The sequence below is a fragment of the Actinoplanes sp. NPDC019969 genome, from assembly GCF_055562375.1.
This window is the reverse complement of record NZ_JBVHFK010000003.1, coordinates 311,160-330,580: the sequence shown is the minus strand read 5'-3', so window position 1 is coordinate 330,580 and position 19,421 is coordinate 311,160. Positions and strand designations below refer to the sequence as shown.

The window sequence follows — 19,421 nt, the reverse complement described above, 5'->3', positions numbered from 1 at the left end:
ACGGGCGTCTTGAAACGTATTCTGCCCGGCTAGTGTTCATTCTCCAGGGGAAGGAGAATCGCCATTCCCACCGCGAGGCGAGTCATGGCACCGGAGGTTCTGCTGCGGGGCGCGGCGAACCATTATCTGCAGCATTCGACGATAGACATGGATGCGCTCGCGGCGGAGCTGGCGATCAGCCGGGCGACGCTGTACCGGGCGGTCGGCAGCCGGGACGCGCTGCTGGGCGAGGTGTTCTGGGCGATCGCGAAGATCCTGATCGCGGAGGCGACCAGCGAGGCGGGTGGCGAGACAGGCAAGGGTGGCCCGGACCGGGTGATCGCGATCTCGCGGATCTTCGCGGAGCTGCTCGGCTCGGCGGAGCAGATGCGCCGGTTCGCCGAGGCGGAGCCGCAGGTCGCGGCGCGGGTGCTGTTCACCGCGGCGACCGATGTGAAGAGCCGGGCCATCGAGGCGCAGCTGGCGATCTTCCGGGAGTGCGGGATCGAGGGCGACCCCGACGAGCTGCGCCGCAAGGCCGCGCTCTACGTCCGTACGCTGGAAGGGGTGCTGTACGGCCCGCTGCTGGGCAGCGGGCCGATCGCGTTCGAGCAGGCCGAGCCGGCGCTGAGGGCCTTGATTACACAGTGAAGTTGGCGCAGGTGTTGCGGTACTCCTGAACGGCCGAGCCGGCGCCCGGCCCGGGGCAGACGAACTGCTGGTAGCGGGTGTCGTTGTCGACGAACAGCTTCAGCCACGCGATGCTGAACTTCGCGATCGTGGTGTTCGGCGTGTTCGGGGCGAAGTGCGAGGCGCTGTTGAGTTCCAGGTACGCCTTGCCGGGCGCGGCCGGCAGGCTGGCGAAGAACGGCTCGGAGTGCGACCGCACCGGGGCGATGGTGTCCGACTCCGCGCCGACGACCAGCGTGGGCACGGTGACCCGGCTGAACGACTTGGTCAGGTTCCACGGCGTCAACGGGATCGCGGCCTGCAACGACGGCCTGCTCAGCGCCGCCTCCAGGGTGCCGCCGCCGCCCATCGAGTGCCCGACGACGGCCACCCGGGACGCGTCGACGCGGGTCCGCACGCTGCTCTGGCCGGTCAGGAAGTCGGCGGCGGCCAGCAGCTGGCGGCCGCGGCTGGCGGGCTGGTCGGAGGTGGTCAGCGTGTCGATGTTGAACACCACGAAGCCCTGCGAGGCGATCCGCGGGGCCAGCCAGGCCATGCTGGACTTGCGGGCGGTGAACCCGGGCGCGATCACGACCGCGCCGAACGTGCCGGCGCTGGTGTCGGCCGGGACGTAGATGTCGCCGCCGCCGAAGCCGGACACCGCGGCCCGGGAGACGGTGGTCTGCGTGATCGCGAACGGCCCGCGGGTCGCCTCGATGCCGGCGTTGCTCGGCGCGGGGCCCTTCGCGAACGACGCGGTGGCCGGCTCGGTGGCGGCGTCGGCATCCGGGATCAGCGTGATCCCCGCGGCACCGAGAGCAACGGCGGCGACGATTCCGAATAGTTTCGGGACTGCACTGCGCATTTCCTTCTCCCCACTGGATGAAACGTTTACCTCCCATCGATTTTTGGAGTACGGACAACGCGCCGACAATAGTTACGGAGACAATTGAGACGGCCGTCCGGGCACCCGGCTACAAATCCGTCCAATCGGGCATACCACACCCGAGATTGATGGACAGCGATTAGTTGCGAACTGTTCAGACGGCGTCCTCATTGGATCATTACGGTCCGCTGTCATGGATCGGCGAACCCTTCTGCGTACCACCGTGGCCGGCGCTGGCGGCCTGGCCCTGCCCTTCACCGCCTGGTCGGCCGCCTATGCGGCACCGGCCCAGAACGCCACCGGCCCGTACGGCGCGCTCCAGCCCGCCGACGCCAACGGCATCCAGCTGCCCGCCGGATTCACGAGCACCGTGATCGCCCGCTCCCGGCAGACCGTTCCGGGCACCACCTACGTCTGGCACGACGCGCCCGACGGCGGGGCGGTCATCCCGAACGGCAACGGCTGGATCTACGTGTCGAACTCCGAGGTCAGCTCGTCGGCCGGGGGCGGCGCGTCGCGGATCCTGTTCGACGCGTCCGGCGCGATCGTCGGCGCGTCGCGGATCCTGTCCGGCACCAACCAGAACTGCGCCGGCGGCAAGACCCCGTGGAACACCTGGCTGAGCTGCGAGGAGGTCACCCGCGGCCGGGTCTTCGAGACCTACCCGCTGGGCGGCACGGCGGTGAACCGTCCCGCGATGGGCCGGTTCAAGCACGAGGCGGCCGCTGCCGACCCGGTCCGGAAGGTGATCTACCTGACCGAGGACGAGACGGACGGCAGGTTCTACCGGTTCGTGCCGAACACCTGGGGTGATCTGTCCGCGGGCACGCTGCAGGTCTTCATCGCCGGGACAGGCACGTCCGGCTCGTTCAGCTGGAAGAACGTGCCCGACCCGGACGGCTCCCCGACGCAGACCCGGTACCAGGTGTCCGGCTCGAAGTCGTTCAACGGCGGCGAGGGCTGCCACTACGCCAACGACACCGCCTGGTTCACCACCAAGGGCGACAACCGGGTGTGGCAGGTCAATCTGCGGAGCAACACCTACGAGCTGGCGTACGACGACAACCTCGTCACCGCCGGGACCGCGCCGCTCACCGGTGTCGACAACGTGACCGGTTCCTCGTACGGCGACCTCTATGTGGCCGAGGACGGCGGCACCATGGAGATCTGCATGATCACGCCGGACGACAAGATCTCGGTGTTCCTGCGGGTCACGGGCCAGGGCTCGTCCGAGCTGACCGGCCCGGCGTTCACCCCGGCCGGCAACCGCCTGTACTTCTCGTCGCAGCGCGGCGCCAGCGGCTCGTCCTCGGGCGGCATCACCTACTGCGTCACCGGCCCGTTCCGCACCTGAACGAGGCCCCACGGCGTACCCGGGCCGGATAGCCTGTGTCCATGTCCGGGTACGCCGCTGACCTCGCGCTCGCCCAGAGCCTGGCCGACACCGCCGACGCCATCTCGATGAACCGGTTCCTGGCGCTCGACCTGCAGGTCAGCTCCAAACCCGACCTCACGCCGGTGTCCGACGCCGACACCGCGGTGGAGCTGGCACTGCGGACCGTCCTGTCCCGGGTCCGCCCCGGCGACCTGGTCCTCGGCGAGGAGGGCGGGATGGTCGGCGGGGCGCCGGGCGGCAGCAACCGCCGGTGGGTGATCGACCCGATCGACGGCACGAAGAACTATGTGCGCGGTGTGCCGCTGTGGGCCACCCTCATCGCCCTCGTCGAGGACGGCACACCGGTGGTCGGTGTGGTCTCGGCGCCGGCGCTGGGCCGGCGGTGGTGGGCCTCCCGGGGCGCCGGGGCCTACGCCGACCGGCGGACCGGCGAGCCCGCCCGGATCCGGGTGTCCGGGGTGGAGCGGCTCGAGGACGCCTCGTTCTGTTACGCGTCGCTGCCGGAGTGGGAGCAGATCGGCAAGCTGGAGCCGATGCTCCAGCTGATGCGCGACACCTGGCGGAGCCGCGGGTTCGGCGACTTCTACGGCTACATGATGCTGGCCGAGGGCGCTGTCGACATCATGGTCGAACTGCAGCTGGCGGTGTGGGACCTGGCCGCCCTGGTGCCGATCGTGGTGGAGGCCGGCGGGACCCTCACCGACGTGGCGGGGCGGCCCGGCCCGGACGGCGGCAACGCGGTCGCCACCAACGGCAGGCTTCAGGACGAGGTGCTGCGGCGGCTCGCCGGCTGAGTCCCGTCGTCCAGCAGGGTCGTCTCGATGCCGACACGGGTCACGGCCGGCAGGTAGGGGTCGATCTCCCCGGGCTCGAACCGGCACAGCCCGGCGCCGAACCAGAACTCGCCGGTGGTCACCCCCTCGATCTTGTAGCGCAGGTCGGCGGCGATCGCCGCCCAGCCGCGGCCGGTGAGCGGCACCAGTATCACCTCGCACCGGAGGCGCGGGACGTTCCACAGGCGGATCGTGCCGTCCTCGCCCGCGACGGCGACCCAGTCCCCGTCCGCCAGGAACGTCACCGCCGACGACCAGCCGCCGTGGCCGTCGAGGGTGGCGACCGGAGCGGCGGTACGCGCGTCCCACACCCGGACCGCCGCGTCGGCTCCGGCACTGGCCAGGCGCCGGCCGTCGGCCGAGTACGCGAGGGTGTGCACCGCCGGGCCGTGGCCCGGGACCTCGGCGGCGGGACGGCCGGTGGCCAGGTCCCACAGGCGGATCCGGTCGCCGCCGGTGGCGAGCATGTCACCGTCGGGGGCGAACGCGACCGCGCGTACCGAGCCGCCCCGGTGGTCGAGGTCGAGGTGATGCTCGCCGGTTGCCGCGTCCCACAGCCGTACGGTCTCGTCGTCGCCGCTGCTGGCGATCCGTTTGCCGTCCGCCGACCAGGCCAGGGCACGGACCGAGCCGGTGTGCGCGCCGAGTCCGGTGACGTGGCCGGTGGCGAGATCGGTCATCCGGACCTGGCTGCTGCCGCTGACCAGCCGCCCGCCGTCCGGAGAGAACGCCAATGCCCGCACCGGGCCGACGTAGTCGGAGTACTCGCCGGCGACCTGACCGGTGACCGTGTCCAGGATGGTGACCTTGCCACCGGCCACCGCCAGCGACTGCCCGTCGGCGGAGAGGGCGAGGGCCCGGACCGGGCCGGTGTGGCCGTGCACGTACTGGATCTGGCGGGCGCACGGCAGCGTCCACAGCCGGATCACCCCCAGGTCGTCGCCGCTGGCCAGGAGGCCGTCGCCGGCGCACCCGAGAGCGCGCACCGGGATGTTGCCGCCGGTGAGGTGGCGCAGCAGGCGCCCGTCGCCGGGATGCCATTTCCGTAGCGTGCCGTCGTCGGTCACCAGCCATCTGCCGTCCGGCCCGAACGCCAGCGACCACACCGGCCCGTTGTGCCCGGCGAGCACGCGACCGGACGGCCACAGGGTGACAGTGCCGTCGGCCGCGCCGGTGGCCAGGTCGCCCGTGCCGGCGAAGGCGGCGGACCAGATCGCCGCGCCACCCGTCCGCAGCGGCGGAACCTCGATGCCGTCGGCGGTGTGCCAGCGGCGTACGGCGCCGTCCGCGCCCCCGGCGACCACGGTGGCGCCGTCCGGCGCGAACGCGACCGCCCACACCGCCCCGGCGCCGCCGCGCAGCACGTGGGACGGTGTGCCGTCACGCTCCCAGAGGCGGACGGTCCCGTCCTCGCAGGCCGCCGCCAGCCGGCCGGTGACGGACAGCGCCACCGCCCAGACCGGGCCGGATCCGGATGGCAGCGCGAGTGACGGGACGCCGGTGTCCGCGTCCCAGACCCGGATGACGCCGTCCCGGCCCGCCGCGGCGACCGTGCGCCCGTCCGGGGCGACCGTCACCGAGTGCACCGCGCCGGAGCCGGCTTCCAGGTCACCGCCGGGTTCGCCGGTGGCGGTGTCCCACAGGCGGACCCGCCCGTCGCCGCCGGCGCTGACCAGCCGGCGGCCGTCGCCGAGGAACGCCACCGCGTGAACCGTCGCGGAGTGCGCGGCCAGGACCTGGAGCAGCTGGCCGGCTTCGGCGTCCCACAGCCGTACCGTACCGTCGGATCCGGCTTCCGCCATCAGTCCGCCCGCGACGACGACCGCCGTGGACCGGGCCACCGACGACGGCCGGAACCGGGGCCGCGGCAGGTCGGCCGGCCCGGCCGCGCCGTGCGTGTCGACGCCCTCCCACTGGGCCGGTTCGACCACGGCGCCGGTGAGGGCGGCCCGGCGGGCACGGGCCGCCGACAGGTCGGCGCCGGTCAGGTCGGCGCCCAGCAGGCGGGCTCCGGTCAGGTCGGCGTTCCGCAGGATGGCGTCGCGCAGGATCGTCCGGTCCAGCCGGGCCCGCGTCAGATGTGCCCCGGTCAGGTTGGCGCCGGTCAGGTCGGAGCCGCCCAGGTTGGCCTCGGCGAGGTTGGCCCGGGCCGCGTCCGCGCCACGCCACACCTGCCCGGAGAGGTCCTCGCCGGGCAGCTGTTTACCGGCGATCTGTGCCGCGTCCGTGGCCCGCAGCCCGAGTGCCTTCAGCATCTCGACGGCGTTCATCACCGCGCCCGCCGGCGCCGCCCGGTCCCGCAGCACCCGCTCGGCCCAGTCACGGGCCGGAGCCGCGCCGGCCAGCCCGCAGACGAATCCGATCAGCAGGCGCGGCACCTCCTCGCGCAGGGCGCCGGGCATGGGGTCGCCGGCGGTCAGCAGGCGGGCCGCCCGGTCGGCGACGAGCCACTCCAGAACGGACTGGTGGACGAAACGGTGCCGGCCGTCGTGGCCGCGGATCAGCAGGCTGCCGGCGCCCGTCTCGTCGTCGCCGAGGGCATGGTCCGGCGACGACCACACCCGCTCGGCCATCTCACCCACCTGTTCCCAGAGCTGTTCCACCGTCGGCGGCACGGCGCTCGACCGGGTCAGGCGGCGGTGCTCGCCGTCGAGCCATTGGCGCAGCACCTCGCGGTAGAGGCCGGCGCCGGACGAGCCGCCGGCCGCGCGCAGCCGGGTCTCCTCCACGGCGGCGAGGAAGTCGAGCATCCGGGGATTGGCGGCGAGCGCGGGCAGGTCCTCGACCTCGCCGAGCAGGGCGAGCCGGCGGCCGGCCGCCTGGTCGCTGCCGAGCCGCTGGGCGAGGAAGGTGTGGATCTGGTCGCTGTCGAAACCGGCGAGCCGGACCACCCGCCGGTCGGGGATGGCGTTGAGGCGTTCCCCGAGCCCCGTCATGCCGCGCCGGTCGGTGAGGAAGTACTCGTCCCGGCCGGCGACGACGATCTTCGCCCGGCCCTGTGCCACTTCGGCGAGTGCCTGCAGATGGTCGGCGGCCTCGACGTAACCGACCCGGGTCACCAGTTCGTCGAACCCGTCGGCCAGCAGGGCGATTCTGCCGTACATCAGCAGCTTGCCGGCCGCGGCGGTGGTGATGCGGGGCTCCGCGTACCGGTTGATCTGCTGGGTCACCAGCTCGTCGACGGCACGGATCCGGGTCAGGTCACGGAACCGCACCAGGACCGGCACCACACCGTCGTCGTGGGTGTGCATCCGGCGGGCCAGCTCGCGCAGCAGGAAACTCTTGCCGAACCCGAACGGGGCGAGCACCACCACGAACGGGCCGTCGAGTTCGTCCAGCCAGCTCAGCAGCTGGCCGAGGAGATCCTCACGGGAGGGGCCCGGCGCCGTGTCGATCTCCTGGTACCGCTGCGGCACATAGAACCGGGACTGGTAGCGCGGATCGTGTTCCAGCTCCCGGTGCTGACCCGCGGCGAACCGCCGCAGATCGAATCCGATCTTGTACTCGATGAAACTGATCAGATGTACGCCTTCCCGCGCGGCCTGGCGGCGCAGGCGCTCACTCGCCGGTTCCCCGCCGTAGAGCAGCGTCACCGGTATCCCGTCCCCCGGGTAGTCGCGGCGTTTGACGGCCAGCACCCGGTCGAGGTCGGTCTCGGTGGCGGTGTGCTCGCACACCCCGATCAGGGTCTCCTCGACGATGTCCGCCGAACCGGCCCGCGCGGTCGAGGTCACCAGCAGGAACGCCAGGTCGTCGCCGGGGTCGCCGGGCAGCCGGCGTACCGTGCCGCCCGGCTGCCGCAGCGCGATCGTCTCGGCGACCCTGGGCACCAGCCGGTCCACCGGTGGCGCGGTGACCGGCTCGCTCCCCCTCCACCGGCGCAGCAACGGGATCAGCGCGATACCCAGGGCCAGGAACAGCGCGAGCACGCTGGCCACCTTGTCGGCGAGATCGGGGCCGAGCGCCCACCAGGCCACGACGAGGCCGCCGGCCACCGGCACCAGGCCGGTGACCAGCAGAACGCGACGGCGCGTCGACACAGGACCAGCATGACCGCGTACGGCGCCCGGTTGCGCTCCCGGCGGTGTCAGATCATGGCGGTGTCAGATCATGGCGCCCGCCGGAGGTTCACGCTTGCGGGCGGGTCGCGTCGGCGATCGCCTTGTGGGAGACGTGGGCGGTGAGACCGCCGTCCACGACGATCTCGGCCCCGTTGACGTACGCGGACTCGTCCGACACCAGATAGACGATCAGGGGCGCGACGTCGGCCGGGACACCGACCCGGCCCAGCGGGATCTCCGGGAGCGCCGCGTCGAAGAACGCCTGCGGCGCGGACTCCATCAGCGGCGTGTCGATCAGCCCGCGCAAGGCCCATTTGCTGGCGGTGTACGGGGCCGCGGCGTGCCCGGAGACCGCGGCGACCGAGCAGATGTTCACGATCGACGAACCCGGCCGCATCAGCGGGACCAGCGTCTTCATCGACAGCATCGGCCCGGTCAGGTTGATCGCGAGAGTGTTCTCCCAGGCGGCCAGGTCGATGTCGGGCAGCCGGTCCCGGCCGGTGATCCCGGCGTTGTTCACGATCGCGTCGACGTGCCCGTACGTCTCCCGCAGCTCCTCGGCCAGCCGGGTCCACTGGCCGAGCGAGCGCACGTCGAGCGGCCGTACCCCGTCGGCTTCCAGGACGTCGGTGGCGATGACGATCGCGCCCTCGTCCCGCAGCGCGGCGGCCTCGGCGGCGCCCTGGCCCCGGGCCGCCCCGGTGATCACGACAACCTTGTCCTTGCACCTCATCGCGCGCTCCCCGGTTCGCCGTCCCCCGGCTACAGCTCAGCAGAGGCGGGCGTTTCCCGGAAATCATTCGTGGACATGCCAGGGATCAGCGCCGGTGATGGGGTGACCGGCGGTATTAGGCTGCGGATCATGGCAGCGCTGGTCGAGGTCGTGTCCGTCGTCGATGCCGTGCCGGCCCGGGTGTTCGATCTGAAGCTCGACGTGGGGGTGCACACCGACGCGCTGCGTGACAGCGGGGAGACCGCGACGACGAGCACCGGCCGTGATCGGCTGACGCTGGGTGACGAGGTGACGTTCCGTGGGCGGCACTTCGGCGTGCGCTGGCGGATGACCAGCCGGATCAGCGCCTACCAGCGCCCGCATCGGTTCGTCGACGAGCAGGTGCGCGGGCCGTTCCGGTCGATGCGGCACGAGCACCGGTTCGAGGATCTCGGGGACGGGCGGACCCGCATGATCGACCGGATGACCGTCGCCGCGCCGTTCGGGCCGGTGGGCGCGGTGGTGACCAGGGTGGTGCTGGCGCCGTACCTCCGCCGGCTGCTGACCCGGCGTGCCGCCCACCTCCAGCAGATCGCGGCCGGCTGAGACGGTCGCTGGACCGCCGCCCCTACGGTGGTGGTGTGATGACCGTCGCGACCGTGACGTTCTGTATCGGTGGCCTGCTCCTGGCCGCTTCCGGCATCTTCCTGCTGCTCATGCTCAGTGATGTCCGTGCGCTGTGGACGCTGCGCCGCGTCCGTCCCCGCTCGGGCGGCGGCCGGGTGTCCGTCGAAGGCGTTACCGATCACGGCCGGGCCGGCCGCCAGATCGGCCCGGTCACCGGCGAGGAGTGCGTGTGGTTCCGGGTCACGCTGCTGCGCGAACCGGCCCGCCACGGCACGGGCGACGTCGGCCCCGATCACGACGTGCTGCTGGAGATCGAGACGCCCGCCTGGCCGGCGATCGCCGACCGGACCGGCCGGATCCCGGTCGACCCGCGTCTGCTCACCGGACCGCGCGCCCTGTTCGACCCGATCCAGGACGAACCCCGCGTCGCGACCGTGACCAGCCTCGAACATCGCCGGTCCGCGCCGGTCCCGCTTCCCCCGATCGTCGCCACGGAGGTCCTCGGCGATCTGCGCAAGGGCGAGAAGCTGAGACTGATCGAGGTACGGGTACCGCGCGGCCTGCCCGTCTTCGCCCTGGGCCGGGTCACCGGCAGCGGCCTGGTCCCACTCCGGACCGGCCCGACGATCGTCACTCCCGGCACCCGCGCCGAGGTGATCGCCGCCCGCCGCGACGCGCTGCGCACCGGCCGCGCGACGATGCTGACCCTGTTCCTTGCCGGGCTCGTGCTGGCGTCGGCTTCCGCCACGTACCTCACTGCTTGATCGAGCCTGTTTGATCGGGCCTGTCTGATCGAGGCTGTTTGATCGAGCATCGCCTTGATCGGTCGTCGTAAATTCGAGGCCGGACCGCCGGGGTGGGGGGCCGACTGGCCGCCAAGCTCGTCGACGACGCCGCGGCCCTGTCCGGGAGCGGCCGTCATGCCGACGCCGTCGAGGCCGGCCAGGACGCGGTCCGCCTGCTGCGCCTCGCCGCACGTCCCAAGAGCCGTTCGCTGCTGATCCAGGCCTTGATCCGGCTCTCCACCGGCCTCGCGGCGACCGGCGACCACGCCGGCGCGGTGCGGCACGCGACGGAGGTCCTCACTCTGCTGGAACAGGTGCCCGGCCTGGACCGCGCCCGTCCCGAGGCGTTGCCGCTGGCCCGCTCGGACCTCGCCGGCCGCCTGCTGGAGGCCGGCCGTGACGCGGAGGCACTGCCGTACGCCCGGGCCGCCGCCCGCCACACCGCCGGTCATGATCGCTGCCGGATCCGGGTGGTCACTGGCGCTGTCACGCACGCTGCGGATGACGGCTGGTTCGCCTCGCTCGGGCAGAGGCAGCGCCTACGACGGAATGCCTCTGCCCGTTCGGGCGCTCCGTGTGGTCTCACGTTCGCCGGTGGTACTGATTGCGGCGGGGTAGCCGGTTCGGGTCCAGCCAGGCCGGTGGGACGAACTCGGGCAGGCCGTCGTCGGCGATGCGGATCTTCCAGCCGGCGTCGGCGTGGACAACGCGATGGTGGTGTTCGCACAGCAGCACCAGGTTTCCGAGATCCGTCGGGCCGTTGTCGGCCCAGCTGATCACGTGATGGGCGTCGCACCAGCGGGCCGGCCGGTCGCAGCCGGGGAAGGCGCAGCCTTTGTCGCGGACGGTGAGGGCGCGGCGCAGGGGTCCGGTGGCGGTGCGGCGGGTGCGTCCGGCGTCGAGGATCTGCCCGGCGCCGTCGAGGATGATCGGCAGGATCCGGGCGTCACAGCCCAGTCGCCGTACGGTCTCCGCGGACACCGGCTCCCCGGAATCCAGCACGCCGGTGCCGAGCGCCGCCAGAAGTGGATCAAAGCTCACCGTGACGGCGATCTGCGGCCGGTCGCCGCCGTTGTCCGGCAGCGGTCCGCCGGTCATCACCAGGCGGCACACCTCCACCACGGCGTCGGCGCGCCGCTGACCGGGCGTACGTGCCTCGCCGGTCGCGGCCAGCTCGGCGGCGACCGTATCGGGTTTGCACAGCGGGTCCAGGGCGGCGCTGACGATCGCGGCGGCTTCGCTGTCGAGGATTCCGGACACCCGTACCCGGCCGTCGCCGACCGCGGTCAGGGTGAAATGGCGTTGCTCGTGGGCGTCACGTTCGCTGTCACGCAGGCGGCGTTCCTCGATGGCCTCGGCGATCTCGGGGGCGACGTGGTCGAGAATGCGCCGGCCCGCCGTACGCAGACCTGCCGGATCCAGCTGGGCCGCCAACCCGGCCAGTGCCGCCGCAGCGTCGTCGCGGACGGTGGAGTCGACGGTTTTCGGGATCCCGGCCAGGGCCGTGGTGATCGTGGCGAGTTGCTCGGCGTTGACCTTTCCGGTGGCCAGGGCCGTGTCCAGGCCGGGATGCAGATCGAGGGTGGTGGCTTGTTGGAGCAGCTGGGAGGCGGTACGAAGGCTGACCCGCAACCGGTCGCGCAGCCAGATCCTCGGGGAGGGAGCGCGCTGGCCCGCGGGTATCCTCCGGGCCCGGGTCTCGTGGACGGCGTGCAGCAGGGCGGCTTGGAGCATCTGCTGCGCGTGGTGCACGCCGTCGAGGAAGTCGAGCAGCTCGGCGTCAGGCAATGGGCTCATCCGCCACGTGGCGCACTGCGCCGCTAGACCATTGAGCTGCCGCATCGTCTCCCGCATGCCAGCATCCTCGAACATGCGTACGACAAAAACCGGGGGGCGACGGCCGCCTTCCGCCTCAATCGGCCCGCTCCTCACAAACGGACAAACCGGCTGGCAGCATCACCGGTGCCGGGCTAGTGGTGGACCGACCGCTCTCAGTGTCTCGATCGTGAGCCGGAGTGGTGGCCAAGCGGCGGCGTTCTTCGTGAGATCGCTGTTCATCGCACTGTCTGGTTCGTGCGCGACGATCAGGGGCTTCGCGCGAGGGCCGCGGATGACGATGGCGACGGTACCCAGGATGAGACCGAGCAGCTGCCAGACAGCCGGCGGGGCAGCGCGGGAACCGTCGGCGCCGGTGGCGGAGTTGATCGCGGCGCCGCCGGGGAAGACGCCCAGGACGGCGCCGGCCGGCGCGGGCGGCGGTCACTCGCGGGGACAACAGCAGGGGTACGGGCATACGCCGCCTTGAGCAGGCCGACGCGCCGGGCCTGGTCCGTCATCCGGCCGACGAGCGGGCCGAGCGCCTCCCGCAGCCGGGTCCGCAGCTCATCGCCATGGGACGGCTCCTTGGCGAGCATCGCGGGAACGACCTCCTGCTGCACCGGCGCCGGGCGTCAGCGCAGCACGGGATAGAGCAGGCCGGTGGCGCAGGCGCCGACCACGGCGCCCGCGACGACCTGGGCGGTGGTGTGGTCGCGGAGACGTACCCGGGACCAGCCGACGGCGGCGGCCAGCGGCCACGTGGGCAGCAGCGCCCAGCCGAAGACGACGGTGAACGTGACGGCGACGCCGGCGGCGACCAGTGAGTGGATGGAGATCTTCCAGCGGGCCAGCAGGGTGATCGGCGTGGCCACGACCAGGGCGGCGGCCATGCAGGCGATCAGGGCGAGCAGGTCGCGCGGGGCGCCGACGGCGGCGAGCGCTGCCGTGCCGGAGGCGGTCGAGCCGAGGCAGACCAGCAGCGGCAGGGTGCGCTGGGCCCGGTCGCCGACGTGCCGGTCGGTCCACGAGCCGCGCCGTACGCCGCGCAGGATGTAGGCGATCGGAAGGAAACTGGCGGCGGCCGCGGCGATCACGCCCATGATCAGGGCGGAGAGCGCGGACTCGGCGGAGGCCCCGGCGACCGCGAGCAGCACCACGGCCACCAGCACCGCCGGCGACAGGACCTCGGTGAGCAGCCTGGCCACCCGGTCAGCGGTCGTGACCTTCCGGTTCTGCGTCACGTGACCGGTGCCCGGGGTCGCCATACGTCGATCATCGCAAATCGCTGCGGTCGCCGCCGGCAGTGGCCCCGAGGCGCCGGCCGGTGGATTCCGCGAGGGGACGTGGGCGGGCAGGTGGGAGCGGCGCGCTTGGGTGGGCGTACCGGGAAGGGATCTTGATTTCGGGTTGGGGGCGTAAGAGGCTCGCCTGCATGAAGCGCCTACTGCCGGCCGCGACGATCTTTCTCGTGGCGCTGTGTCTGCGGCCCGCGATCACGGCGGTCGGGCCGCTGCTGCCGCAGATCAGCGTGGAGGAAGGGCTCGGGGAGGCGGCGCAGGGGCTGCTCGGGGCGCTGCCGCTGCTGGCGTTCGCGCTGGTGTCGCCCCAGGTGCATCGGATGTCGGGACGGCTCGGGATGGAACGGGCGGTGCTGGCGGCGCTGCTGGTGCTGGCGGCCGGGACGGTGGTGCGGTCCTACACCGGGGACGCGGGGCTGTGGGCCGGGACCGTGGTGATCGGGTGTGCGATCGCGGTCGGGAACGTGCTGGTTCCGGCGATCGTGAAGCGGGACTACGCGGGGAACGTGTCGCGGGCGACCGGGGTGTACACGGCGTTCATCACGATCGCGGCGTCGCTGGCGTCGGCGGTGGCGGTTCCGGTGGCGGACGCGGTCGGCTGGCGGCTGTCGCTGGCGATGTGGGCGGTGCTCGCGGTGGTGGTCGCGATGGCGTGGGCGCCGCGGGCGGCGAAGGCACCGGAACCCGAGCCGGTGCGGGGCGGGAGCGACCAGGCGGTCTGGCGGCAGCGGCGGGCCTGGCTGATCACGGCGTTCATGGGGTTGCAGTCGACGTGTTTCTACGTGCTGGTGACGTGGCTGCCGACGATCGAGGTGGCCGGCGGGGTGTCCGAGCGGACGGCGGGGCTGCACCTGTTCCTGTTCCAGGGGATGGGGATCGCCGGCGGTCTGGCGATCCCGGTGCTGCTGCGGGATCCGCGGCGGCGGGCCGTGGGCGCGGTGACGGCCAGCCTGCCGGTGGTGATCGCGGTGTCGGGTCTGCTTGCGGCGCCGGCGCTGACCGTGCTGTGGGCGGCGATCGCCGGGCTCGGGCAGGGGGCGGCGCTGGTCACGGCGCTGACGCTGATCAGTCTCGGCGGGCGGACGGCGGCGGAGACGACCCGGTTGTCGGGGATGGCGCAGTCGCTGGGGTACCTGCTCGCGGCGGCGGGGCCGGTGGCGGCCGGGATCCTCGCCGAACGGACCGGCGCCTGGCAGGCCACCCTCGTGATGATCATCGGGTTGGGGCTGCTGCAGACGGCGGCCGGCGCGGCCGCGGGCCGCCCGGCGGTAATAGCATCGCGATCATGATGCGTGCGCTGGTGCTGACCGGTCCGGGGCAGGCGGGGGTACGGGAGGTGCCGGAGCCGGTGGCCGCGGCCGGACAGGTCGTCGTGGACGTCGCCCGGGCCGGGGTCTGCGGGACCGACGTGGAGCTGTTCACCGGGGAGATGAGCTACCTGCACACCGGGGCGGCGTCCTATCCGCTGCGGCCGGGGCACGAGTGGTCCGGCACGGTGACGGCGACCGGGCCGGGGGTCGACGAGGCCTGGCTGGGGCGGCGGGTCACCGGGGACACGATGATCGGATGCGGTCGCTGCCGCCGGTGTCGCGGTGGCCGGCACCATGTCTGCCCGGACCGGCACGAGCTGGGGATCCGGGACGGGCTGCCGGGGGCGCTCGCGGAGCGGCTGGCGTTTCCGGCCGCGTACCTGCACGCGCTGCCGGACGAGGTGGACGCGGTCGCGGGAGCGCTGGTCGAACCGGCCGGGAACGCGCAGCGCTGCGTGGAGGCGGCCGCGCTCAACCCCGGGGAACGGCTGCTGGTCCTCGGGACCGGGACGATCGGGCTGCTCACGGCGATGCTCGCCCGGGGCCGCGGGTACGAGGTGCACCTGCTCGCGCAGGAGCCGGGGTTCGCCCGGTCGCTCGGGTTCGACCGGACCTGGACCCGCGGTGAGCTGCCGGACCTGCCGTGGGACGCGGTGGTCGACGCGTCGAACGCGCCGGCGCTGCCCGGGCTCGCGGTGGACCTGGTGGAGCCGGGGCGGCGGGTGGTCTACATCGGTCTCGCCGGTTCGCCCAGCACTGTCGACACCCGGGACGTGGTGCTCAAGGACGTGACGGCGGTCGGGATCCTCGGGGCGTCGGCGGGCCTGGCGCCGGCCATCGCGGCGTTCGCGGCGGGGTCGGTGGATCCGCGGCCGCTGGTGGCGGCCACGGTCGGGCTCGGCGAGGCGGCCGGTGTGCTGGCCGGCGAACGGCCGGCGGGCGCCCCGAAGATTCTGATCGACCCCACCCGCTGACCGTCACGGGTTGCCGAGGTGGGCGCCCACCTCGGTACGCGACGACACCCCGAGTTTCCGCAGGATGCTGGAGACGTGCACGGCAGCCGTCTTCGGGGAGATGTAGAGCCGCCGGGCCAGGTCGCTGTTGGTCAGGCCGTCGCTGATCAGCAGCGCCACCTCCCGTTCCCGGGGTGTCAGCGCCCCCGGCCCGGTGACCCCGCCGGCCGGCGCCATGCCGAGCTGCGCCCGCACCCGTTCCAGCTGGGCGGCCCGCCAGCCGCCCCACTGCGCGAGCAGCGTCCCGGCCGCCTCGGCGTGCTCCGCGGCGGCATCGGCCCGGCCGGTGGCGATCAGGCAGCGGGCGGCGCCCACCCGGACCGTGCCCCGCGCCGCCGGCCCGAGGATGTGCGCCTCGGTGATCGACAGATAGCCGGTGAGGGCGTCGGCGTGCCTGCCGTGCGCCTCGGCGAGCTGCGCGTCGACCAGGGTGCGGTAGGCGTCCCACACCTCGGCGTCGAGCAGGTCCGCGGCGAGCCGGTCCAGCCGGGTCGCAGGCAGGCCGGCCTCCAGGGCGGCGGAGATCAGGTCGTGGGCCTGTTCGCCGCTGCGCCACGGCTGCCCGGCGAGAGCGGTGTGCAGATCGTCCAGGACGGCTTCGGCCGCCGGCAGGTCGCCCTGCCGGCAGGCCAGATGGAAGGTGAGGCCGGGGATGGTGATCGGCGGGTTGTTCGGCAGCGCGGCCAGGTCGGTGATCAGCTGCCCGACCCGGTCCAGCCGGCCCGCCTCCAGGTAGAGCCCGGCCAGGAACACCGCGTGGTAGTCGGCCCAGCGGCCCCGGCGCTCGAACCCGCGGTCCTGCTCCCGGCCCTCCTCGAGGGCGGCGATGGCGGCCGGCAGGTCGCCGGCGCGGACGGCGAGCCGGGCCCGGCCCTGGAAGTAGGTGGCGACGGCGAGCGATTCCAGGCCGGCCCGCTCGGCGGCGGCCCGCATCCGCTCCAGGGTCTCGGCGTGCTCGGCCGGGGAGGTCGGCGGCTCCCCCTGGACCAGGGCGTTGAGGGCGCGGGCGGCCAGCACCCACTCCCCCGCCTTCTCCGCCTCGTCGACGAGACCGGACAGGATCCGGCGGCCCTCGACCGCGCCCTGCGGGGTCTCGATCAGCGTGGAGCCCTTCTCCACCAGGGCGGCCAGGCGGACGGCGGGCAGGTCGAACTCGGCGGCCAGCGCCAGCGCGTCGTCGGCCCAGCACAGCGCCAGGTCCAATTCGTCGCGCAGGTAGGCGGACTGGGCGATCGCGGTCATCGCGCGGGCCCGGTCGGCGCCGGGCGGCAACTGCGCGATCAGCGTCCTGATGTCCTCGGTGAGCGCGCGCATCTCGCCGGTCTCGCGGGACTCCCAGGCGACCCGGACCAGCAGGTACAGCGACTCGGCCCGGTCGGTGCTGGTGGCGGCCAGGTCCCGCCAGCGCCGGCCGTGGCGCAGCGCGTCGTCGAGGAGACCGGCCAGCCAGGCGGCGCGGGCCGCGTACGACAGCAGCTCCGGGTCGTCGGGGATCTCGTCCAGGCCCATCTCGGCCAGTTGCAGCGCCTGGTAGGCGGAGCCGATCGACAGGTACAGGGCGGCGCCGCGGCGGGCGGCGGCGACCATGTCGTCGTACCGGCCGGCGCCGCACGCGTGGTGGGCCACCAGGGCCGGGTCCGAGGAGCCGCCGCGCAGCAGCACGTCCAGGGCGGTCTCGTGCAGGCGGCGGCGCTGCCGGCCGAGCATCTGAGCCGCGATCGCCTCCCGGACCAGCGCGTGCCGGAACGCGAACTCGTCCACCCCCGACTCCACCAGCACACCCCGGGTGACCAGGTCACGCAGCACCGCGATCAGCTCGTCCTCGCCGGTGCCGGTGACGTCGGCGAGCAGGTCGAACATGATCCGGTGGCCGAGGACGGTGGCGGCCTCGACGATGCGGTGGCTGACCGGGTCCAGGTCGTCGACCTGGCGGCGCAGCACCTCGGCGAGGCTCCACGGGAGGGGCTGTTCGACGAGGGCCGCCACGTCGTACCCCGGCAGGGCCCGGAGCAGCTCCTCCAGGAAGAAGGGGTTGCCGCCGGTCCGGTGGTGCAGCGCGGTCGCGGCGCGCAGCGGGGCGGGCGCGCCGGTCGCGGCGGCCAGCAGGGTCGCGGTCTGCGCGGGGGTGAGACGATCGAGGCGTACGTGGGTGACGGCGTGCCGGCGTTCCATCCGGGCCAGCAGACCGGCGACGGGTTGCCGCCGGGTCACCTCGTCCGGCCGGTACGTCCCGATGACGAGGCGGGGCCCACGCTGGTCGGCGATCCGCTCGAACAGGGCGGCGCTCTCCGAGTCCGCCCAGTGCAGATCCTCGAAGACGATCACGGCGGGCGCGTCGCCGATCAGGTCGGTCAGCACGGCGAGGCCGGTGTGCAGGCGTTCCACCGGGCTGCGGGCCGGGTCGGCGAGACCGGCGAGCTGCTCCTCGTCGACGCCGGGGTGCCCGTCGATGGCGTCGAGGAGGACCTCGTACGGCCGGGCCAGGGACCCCGGCTCGGCCTGCCCGACCAGCACCGCCGTCTCCGGCGGCAGGGTGGCCAGCAACTCCTGGACCAGGCGGGTCTTGCCGATGCCGGGCTCCCCCGCGATGATCGCGACGGCCGGCTCCGGTGCGGTGGCGAGCCGCGTCAGGCGGCGCAGCTCGCCGTCCCGGCCGATCATCACGGGGCTGGCACCGCCACGGACACTTCGCACGACGCCAATGTATCGGTGGCGCGCTCCGCACCGGTGATCTTTCTCCCGGGGCGGCGCACGCGGGCGAGCAGGCGCCGCCGGTCGGCTTCGGCGATCCGTTCGTGGCTGCGGTCGTGGGCCAGTTCCATCAACATGCTCGGGTGCATCAACATGACTCCATTCAAGGCGCGCGGCGGAGTCGTCACATCGGGATCGCTTACCTATCTTCGCTGGTCAGGCATATGTAGGTGGGGTACCGAGAGGTGTCTAGGCATACCTATCCGGGGCGGGTGTGATCCTCACTGCTGTGACGTGTCCGATAGGGATCGGCACCGCCGCCGGGTTGTGTGGCAGGCTCGCCCGGTGCCTCAGTCACACCCCGACGTACGCATCCTCCATCTGACCCCGCCGGCGTTCCACGCCCTGGCCGACGGCGACGCCACAGCGGCCGCCGAGGTCATCCCGGTGCCGGTCAGCCCGTACCTTCTCGGTCCCGAATGCCGGTCCGTCTGGCGCATGCGCGCCGCGCAGTGCGACGCCGACCCGGCGTCCGCCGCCTGGGTCACCGGCCTGGTCTGGGCCGGTTCGCTCAACGAGGCGGTCGGCGCCGCCGGTTTCCACGGCCCGCCGTGCCGCGGCACGGTCGAGATCGGCTACCGGATCGACCCGGCGCACCGCCGCCGCGGTTATGCCCGGGCCGCGCTGGAGTGCCTGCTCACCCGGGCCGCCCGGGCCACCGCCACGGTGCACACGGTCCGGCTCAGCATCGGCCCGGACAACGCCGCCTCGCTCGCGCTGGCCGCCTGTTCCGGGTTCCAGCAGGTCGGCGAGCAGTGGGACGACGAGGACGGCCTCGAGCACGTCTTCGAGCGCCCGGCCCGCTGGCCGGCTCCCACCGACGGCCTGTCGCGCCGCCGGTTCGCCCTGTCCCGCTGATCCTGCCCCGCTGATCCTGCCCCACTGATCCTCAGGGCAGAGGGCGGCGCCCGGCGAACCCCAGGTCGGCGCGGTGGTACCAGGTGATGTCGGTGTCGCCTTCGAGCCAGCAGAGCAGGACGGGCACGCCGTCCAGGTCGGCGGGGAAGTCGATCAGGAGCGGGGCGACGCCCTTCAGCTCGGCGCCGGTCTCCTGGATCGTGGTCATCAGCTCGTTGAGGCGGGCCTCGGCGGCCTTGCGTTCCGGCAGGCCGCCCAGCGGCGTCGGCTCACCGCCGGGGACCAGCGCGGCGGACAGCTCGACCATGTCGGCGCGCAACGTGATGATCTCGGCGATGATCGGGTGGAGACGGGTCAGCTCGGCGCGAGCTTCGGGGAGCGTGAACAGGCCCATGGGAAGAGAGTGTGTCACCCGCGGGTTTCCG

Annotated in this window: 16 protein-coding genes; 8 read left to right on the top strand and 8 right to left on the bottom strand. The window is 73.2% G+C overall.

The genetic code is table 11. The features are described 5' to 3' along the window. Window positions 1–84 precede the first annotated feature (84 nt). On the top strand, window positions 85–630 hold the full coding sequence (locus ACZ3II_RS11640; RefSeq protein ID WP_465517561.1) for a QsdR family transcriptional regulator: 546 nt from the start codon (window positions 85–87) through the stop codon (window positions 628–630). On the opposite strand, the gene ACZ3II_RS11635 is transcribed toward ACZ3II_RS11640, so the two are convergent. Next, window positions 620–1,513: an alpha/beta hydrolase family protein gene (locus ACZ3II_RS11635; protein WP_465517560.1), complete on the bottom strand. Its 894-nt coding sequence runs from the start codon at window positions 1,511–1,513 to the stop codon at window positions 620–622. The two genes, ACZ3II_RS11640 and ACZ3II_RS11635, sit on opposite strands and share 11 nt — an antisense overlap. A 214-nt stretch (window positions 1,514–1,727) precedes the next feature. Between ACZ3II_RS11635 and ACZ3II_RS11630 the strand changes: the two genes are divergently transcribed. Then, the gene (locus tag ACZ3II_RS11630) at window positions 1,728–2,888 is read left to right on the top strand and encodes an alkaline phosphatase PhoX (protein ID WP_465517559.1); all 1,161 of its coding nucleotides are present in this window, start codon (window positions 1,728–1,730) and stop codon (window positions 2,886–2,888) included. Window positions 2,889–2,929: 41 nt separating this feature from the next. After that, window positions 2,930–3,724, top strand: coding sequence for a histidinol-phosphatase (gene hisN / locus ACZ3II_RS11625; protein ID WP_465517558.1), 795 nt, complete (start codon window positions 2,930–2,932; stop codon window positions 3,722–3,724). Here hisN and ACZ3II_RS11620 read toward each other — a convergent pair. Then, entirely contained in the window at window positions 3,691–7,803 is a 4,113-nt protein-coding gene (locus ACZ3II_RS11620) for an NACHT and WD40 repeat domain-containing protein (RefSeq protein WP_465517557.1), read from the bottom strand. The two genes, hisN and ACZ3II_RS11620, sit on opposite strands and share 34 nt — an antisense overlap. Before the next feature lie 88 nt (window positions 7,804–7,891). After that, entirely contained in the window at window positions 7,892–8,557 is a 666-nt protein-coding gene (locus ACZ3II_RS11615) for an SDR family NAD(P)-dependent oxidoreductase (protein WP_465517556.1), read from the bottom strand. A 129-nt stretch (window positions 8,558–8,686) separates the two neighbouring features. Between ACZ3II_RS11615 and ACZ3II_RS11610 the strand changes: the two genes are divergently transcribed. Both ACZ3II_RS11610 and ACZ3II_RS11605 read left to right on the top strand, forming a co-directional pair. After that, entirely contained in the window at window positions 8,687–9,142 is a 456-nt protein-coding gene (locus ACZ3II_RS11610) for an SRPBCC family protein (protein WP_465517555.1), read from the top strand. Between the two features lie 38 nt (window positions 9,143–9,180). After that, entirely contained in the window at window positions 9,181–9,927 is a 747-nt protein-coding gene (locus ACZ3II_RS11605; RefSeq protein ID WP_465517554.1) for a hypothetical protein, read from the top strand. 603 nt (window positions 9,928–10,530) lie between these two features. Here ACZ3II_RS11605 and ACZ3II_RS11600 read toward each other — a convergent pair. Together ACZ3II_RS11600 and ACZ3II_RS11595 are read right to left on the bottom strand one after the other, a co-directional pair. After that, window positions 10,531–11,820: an HNH endonuclease signature motif containing protein gene (locus ACZ3II_RS11600; RefSeq protein WP_465517553.1), complete on the bottom strand. Its 1,290-nt coding sequence runs from the start codon at window positions 11,818–11,820 to the stop codon at window positions 10,531–10,533. A 578-nt stretch (window positions 11,821–12,398) separates the two neighbouring features. Then, complete coding sequence (locus ACZ3II_RS11595; RefSeq protein ID WP_465517552.1) at window positions 12,399–13,031, bottom strand: phosphatase PAP2 family protein; 633 nt, start codon at window positions 13,029–13,031, stop codon at window positions 12,399–12,401. Window positions 13,032–13,198: 167 nt separating this feature from the next. Here ACZ3II_RS11595 and ACZ3II_RS11590 point away from each other — a divergent pair, with 167 nt between their 5' ends. After that, window positions 13,199–14,353: an MFS transporter gene (locus tag ACZ3II_RS11590; protein ID WP_465517551.1), complete on the top strand. Its 1,155-nt coding sequence runs from the start codon at window positions 13,199–13,201 to the stop codon at window positions 14,351–14,353. Then, entirely contained in the window at window positions 14,350–15,348 is a 999-nt protein-coding gene (locus tag ACZ3II_RS11585) for a zinc-dependent alcohol dehydrogenase (protein ID WP_465517550.1), read from the top strand. The genes ACZ3II_RS11590 and ACZ3II_RS11585 overlap by 4 nt, the downstream gene beginning before the upstream one ends. Window positions 15,349–15,351: 3 nt before the next feature. Here ACZ3II_RS11585 and ACZ3II_RS11580 read toward each other — a convergent pair whose 3' ends face one another. Then, a complete protein-coding gene (locus ACZ3II_RS11580; protein ID WP_465517549.1) occupies window positions 15,352–18,081 on the bottom strand; it encodes a helix-turn-helix transcriptional regulator in 2,730 nt (909 codons plus the stop codon). After that, window positions 18,048–18,215 (bottom strand): hypothetical protein, encoded by a 168-nt coding sequence (locus ACZ3II_RS11575; protein ID WP_465517548.1) that lies wholly within the window; start codon window positions 18,213–18,215, stop codon window positions 18,048–18,050. Before ACZ3II_RS11575 ends, ACZ3II_RS11580 begins: the two co-directional genes overlap by 34 nt. Before the next feature lie 208 nt (window positions 18,216–18,423). On the opposite strand from ACZ3II_RS11575, the gene ACZ3II_RS11570 reads away from it, so the two are divergent. Next, window positions 18,424–18,996: a GNAT family N-acetyltransferase gene (locus tag ACZ3II_RS11570; protein WP_465517547.1), complete on the top strand. Its 573-nt coding sequence runs from the start codon at window positions 18,424–18,426 to the stop codon at window positions 18,994–18,996. A gap of 31 nt (window positions 18,997–19,027) precedes the next feature. Here ACZ3II_RS11570 and ACZ3II_RS11565 read toward each other — a convergent pair whose 3' ends face one another. After that, a complete protein-coding gene (locus ACZ3II_RS11565; RefSeq protein ID WP_465517546.1) occupies window positions 19,028–19,390 on the bottom strand; it encodes a DUF2203 domain-containing protein in 363 nt (120 codons plus the stop codon). Window positions 19,391–19,421 lie beyond the last annotated feature (31 nt).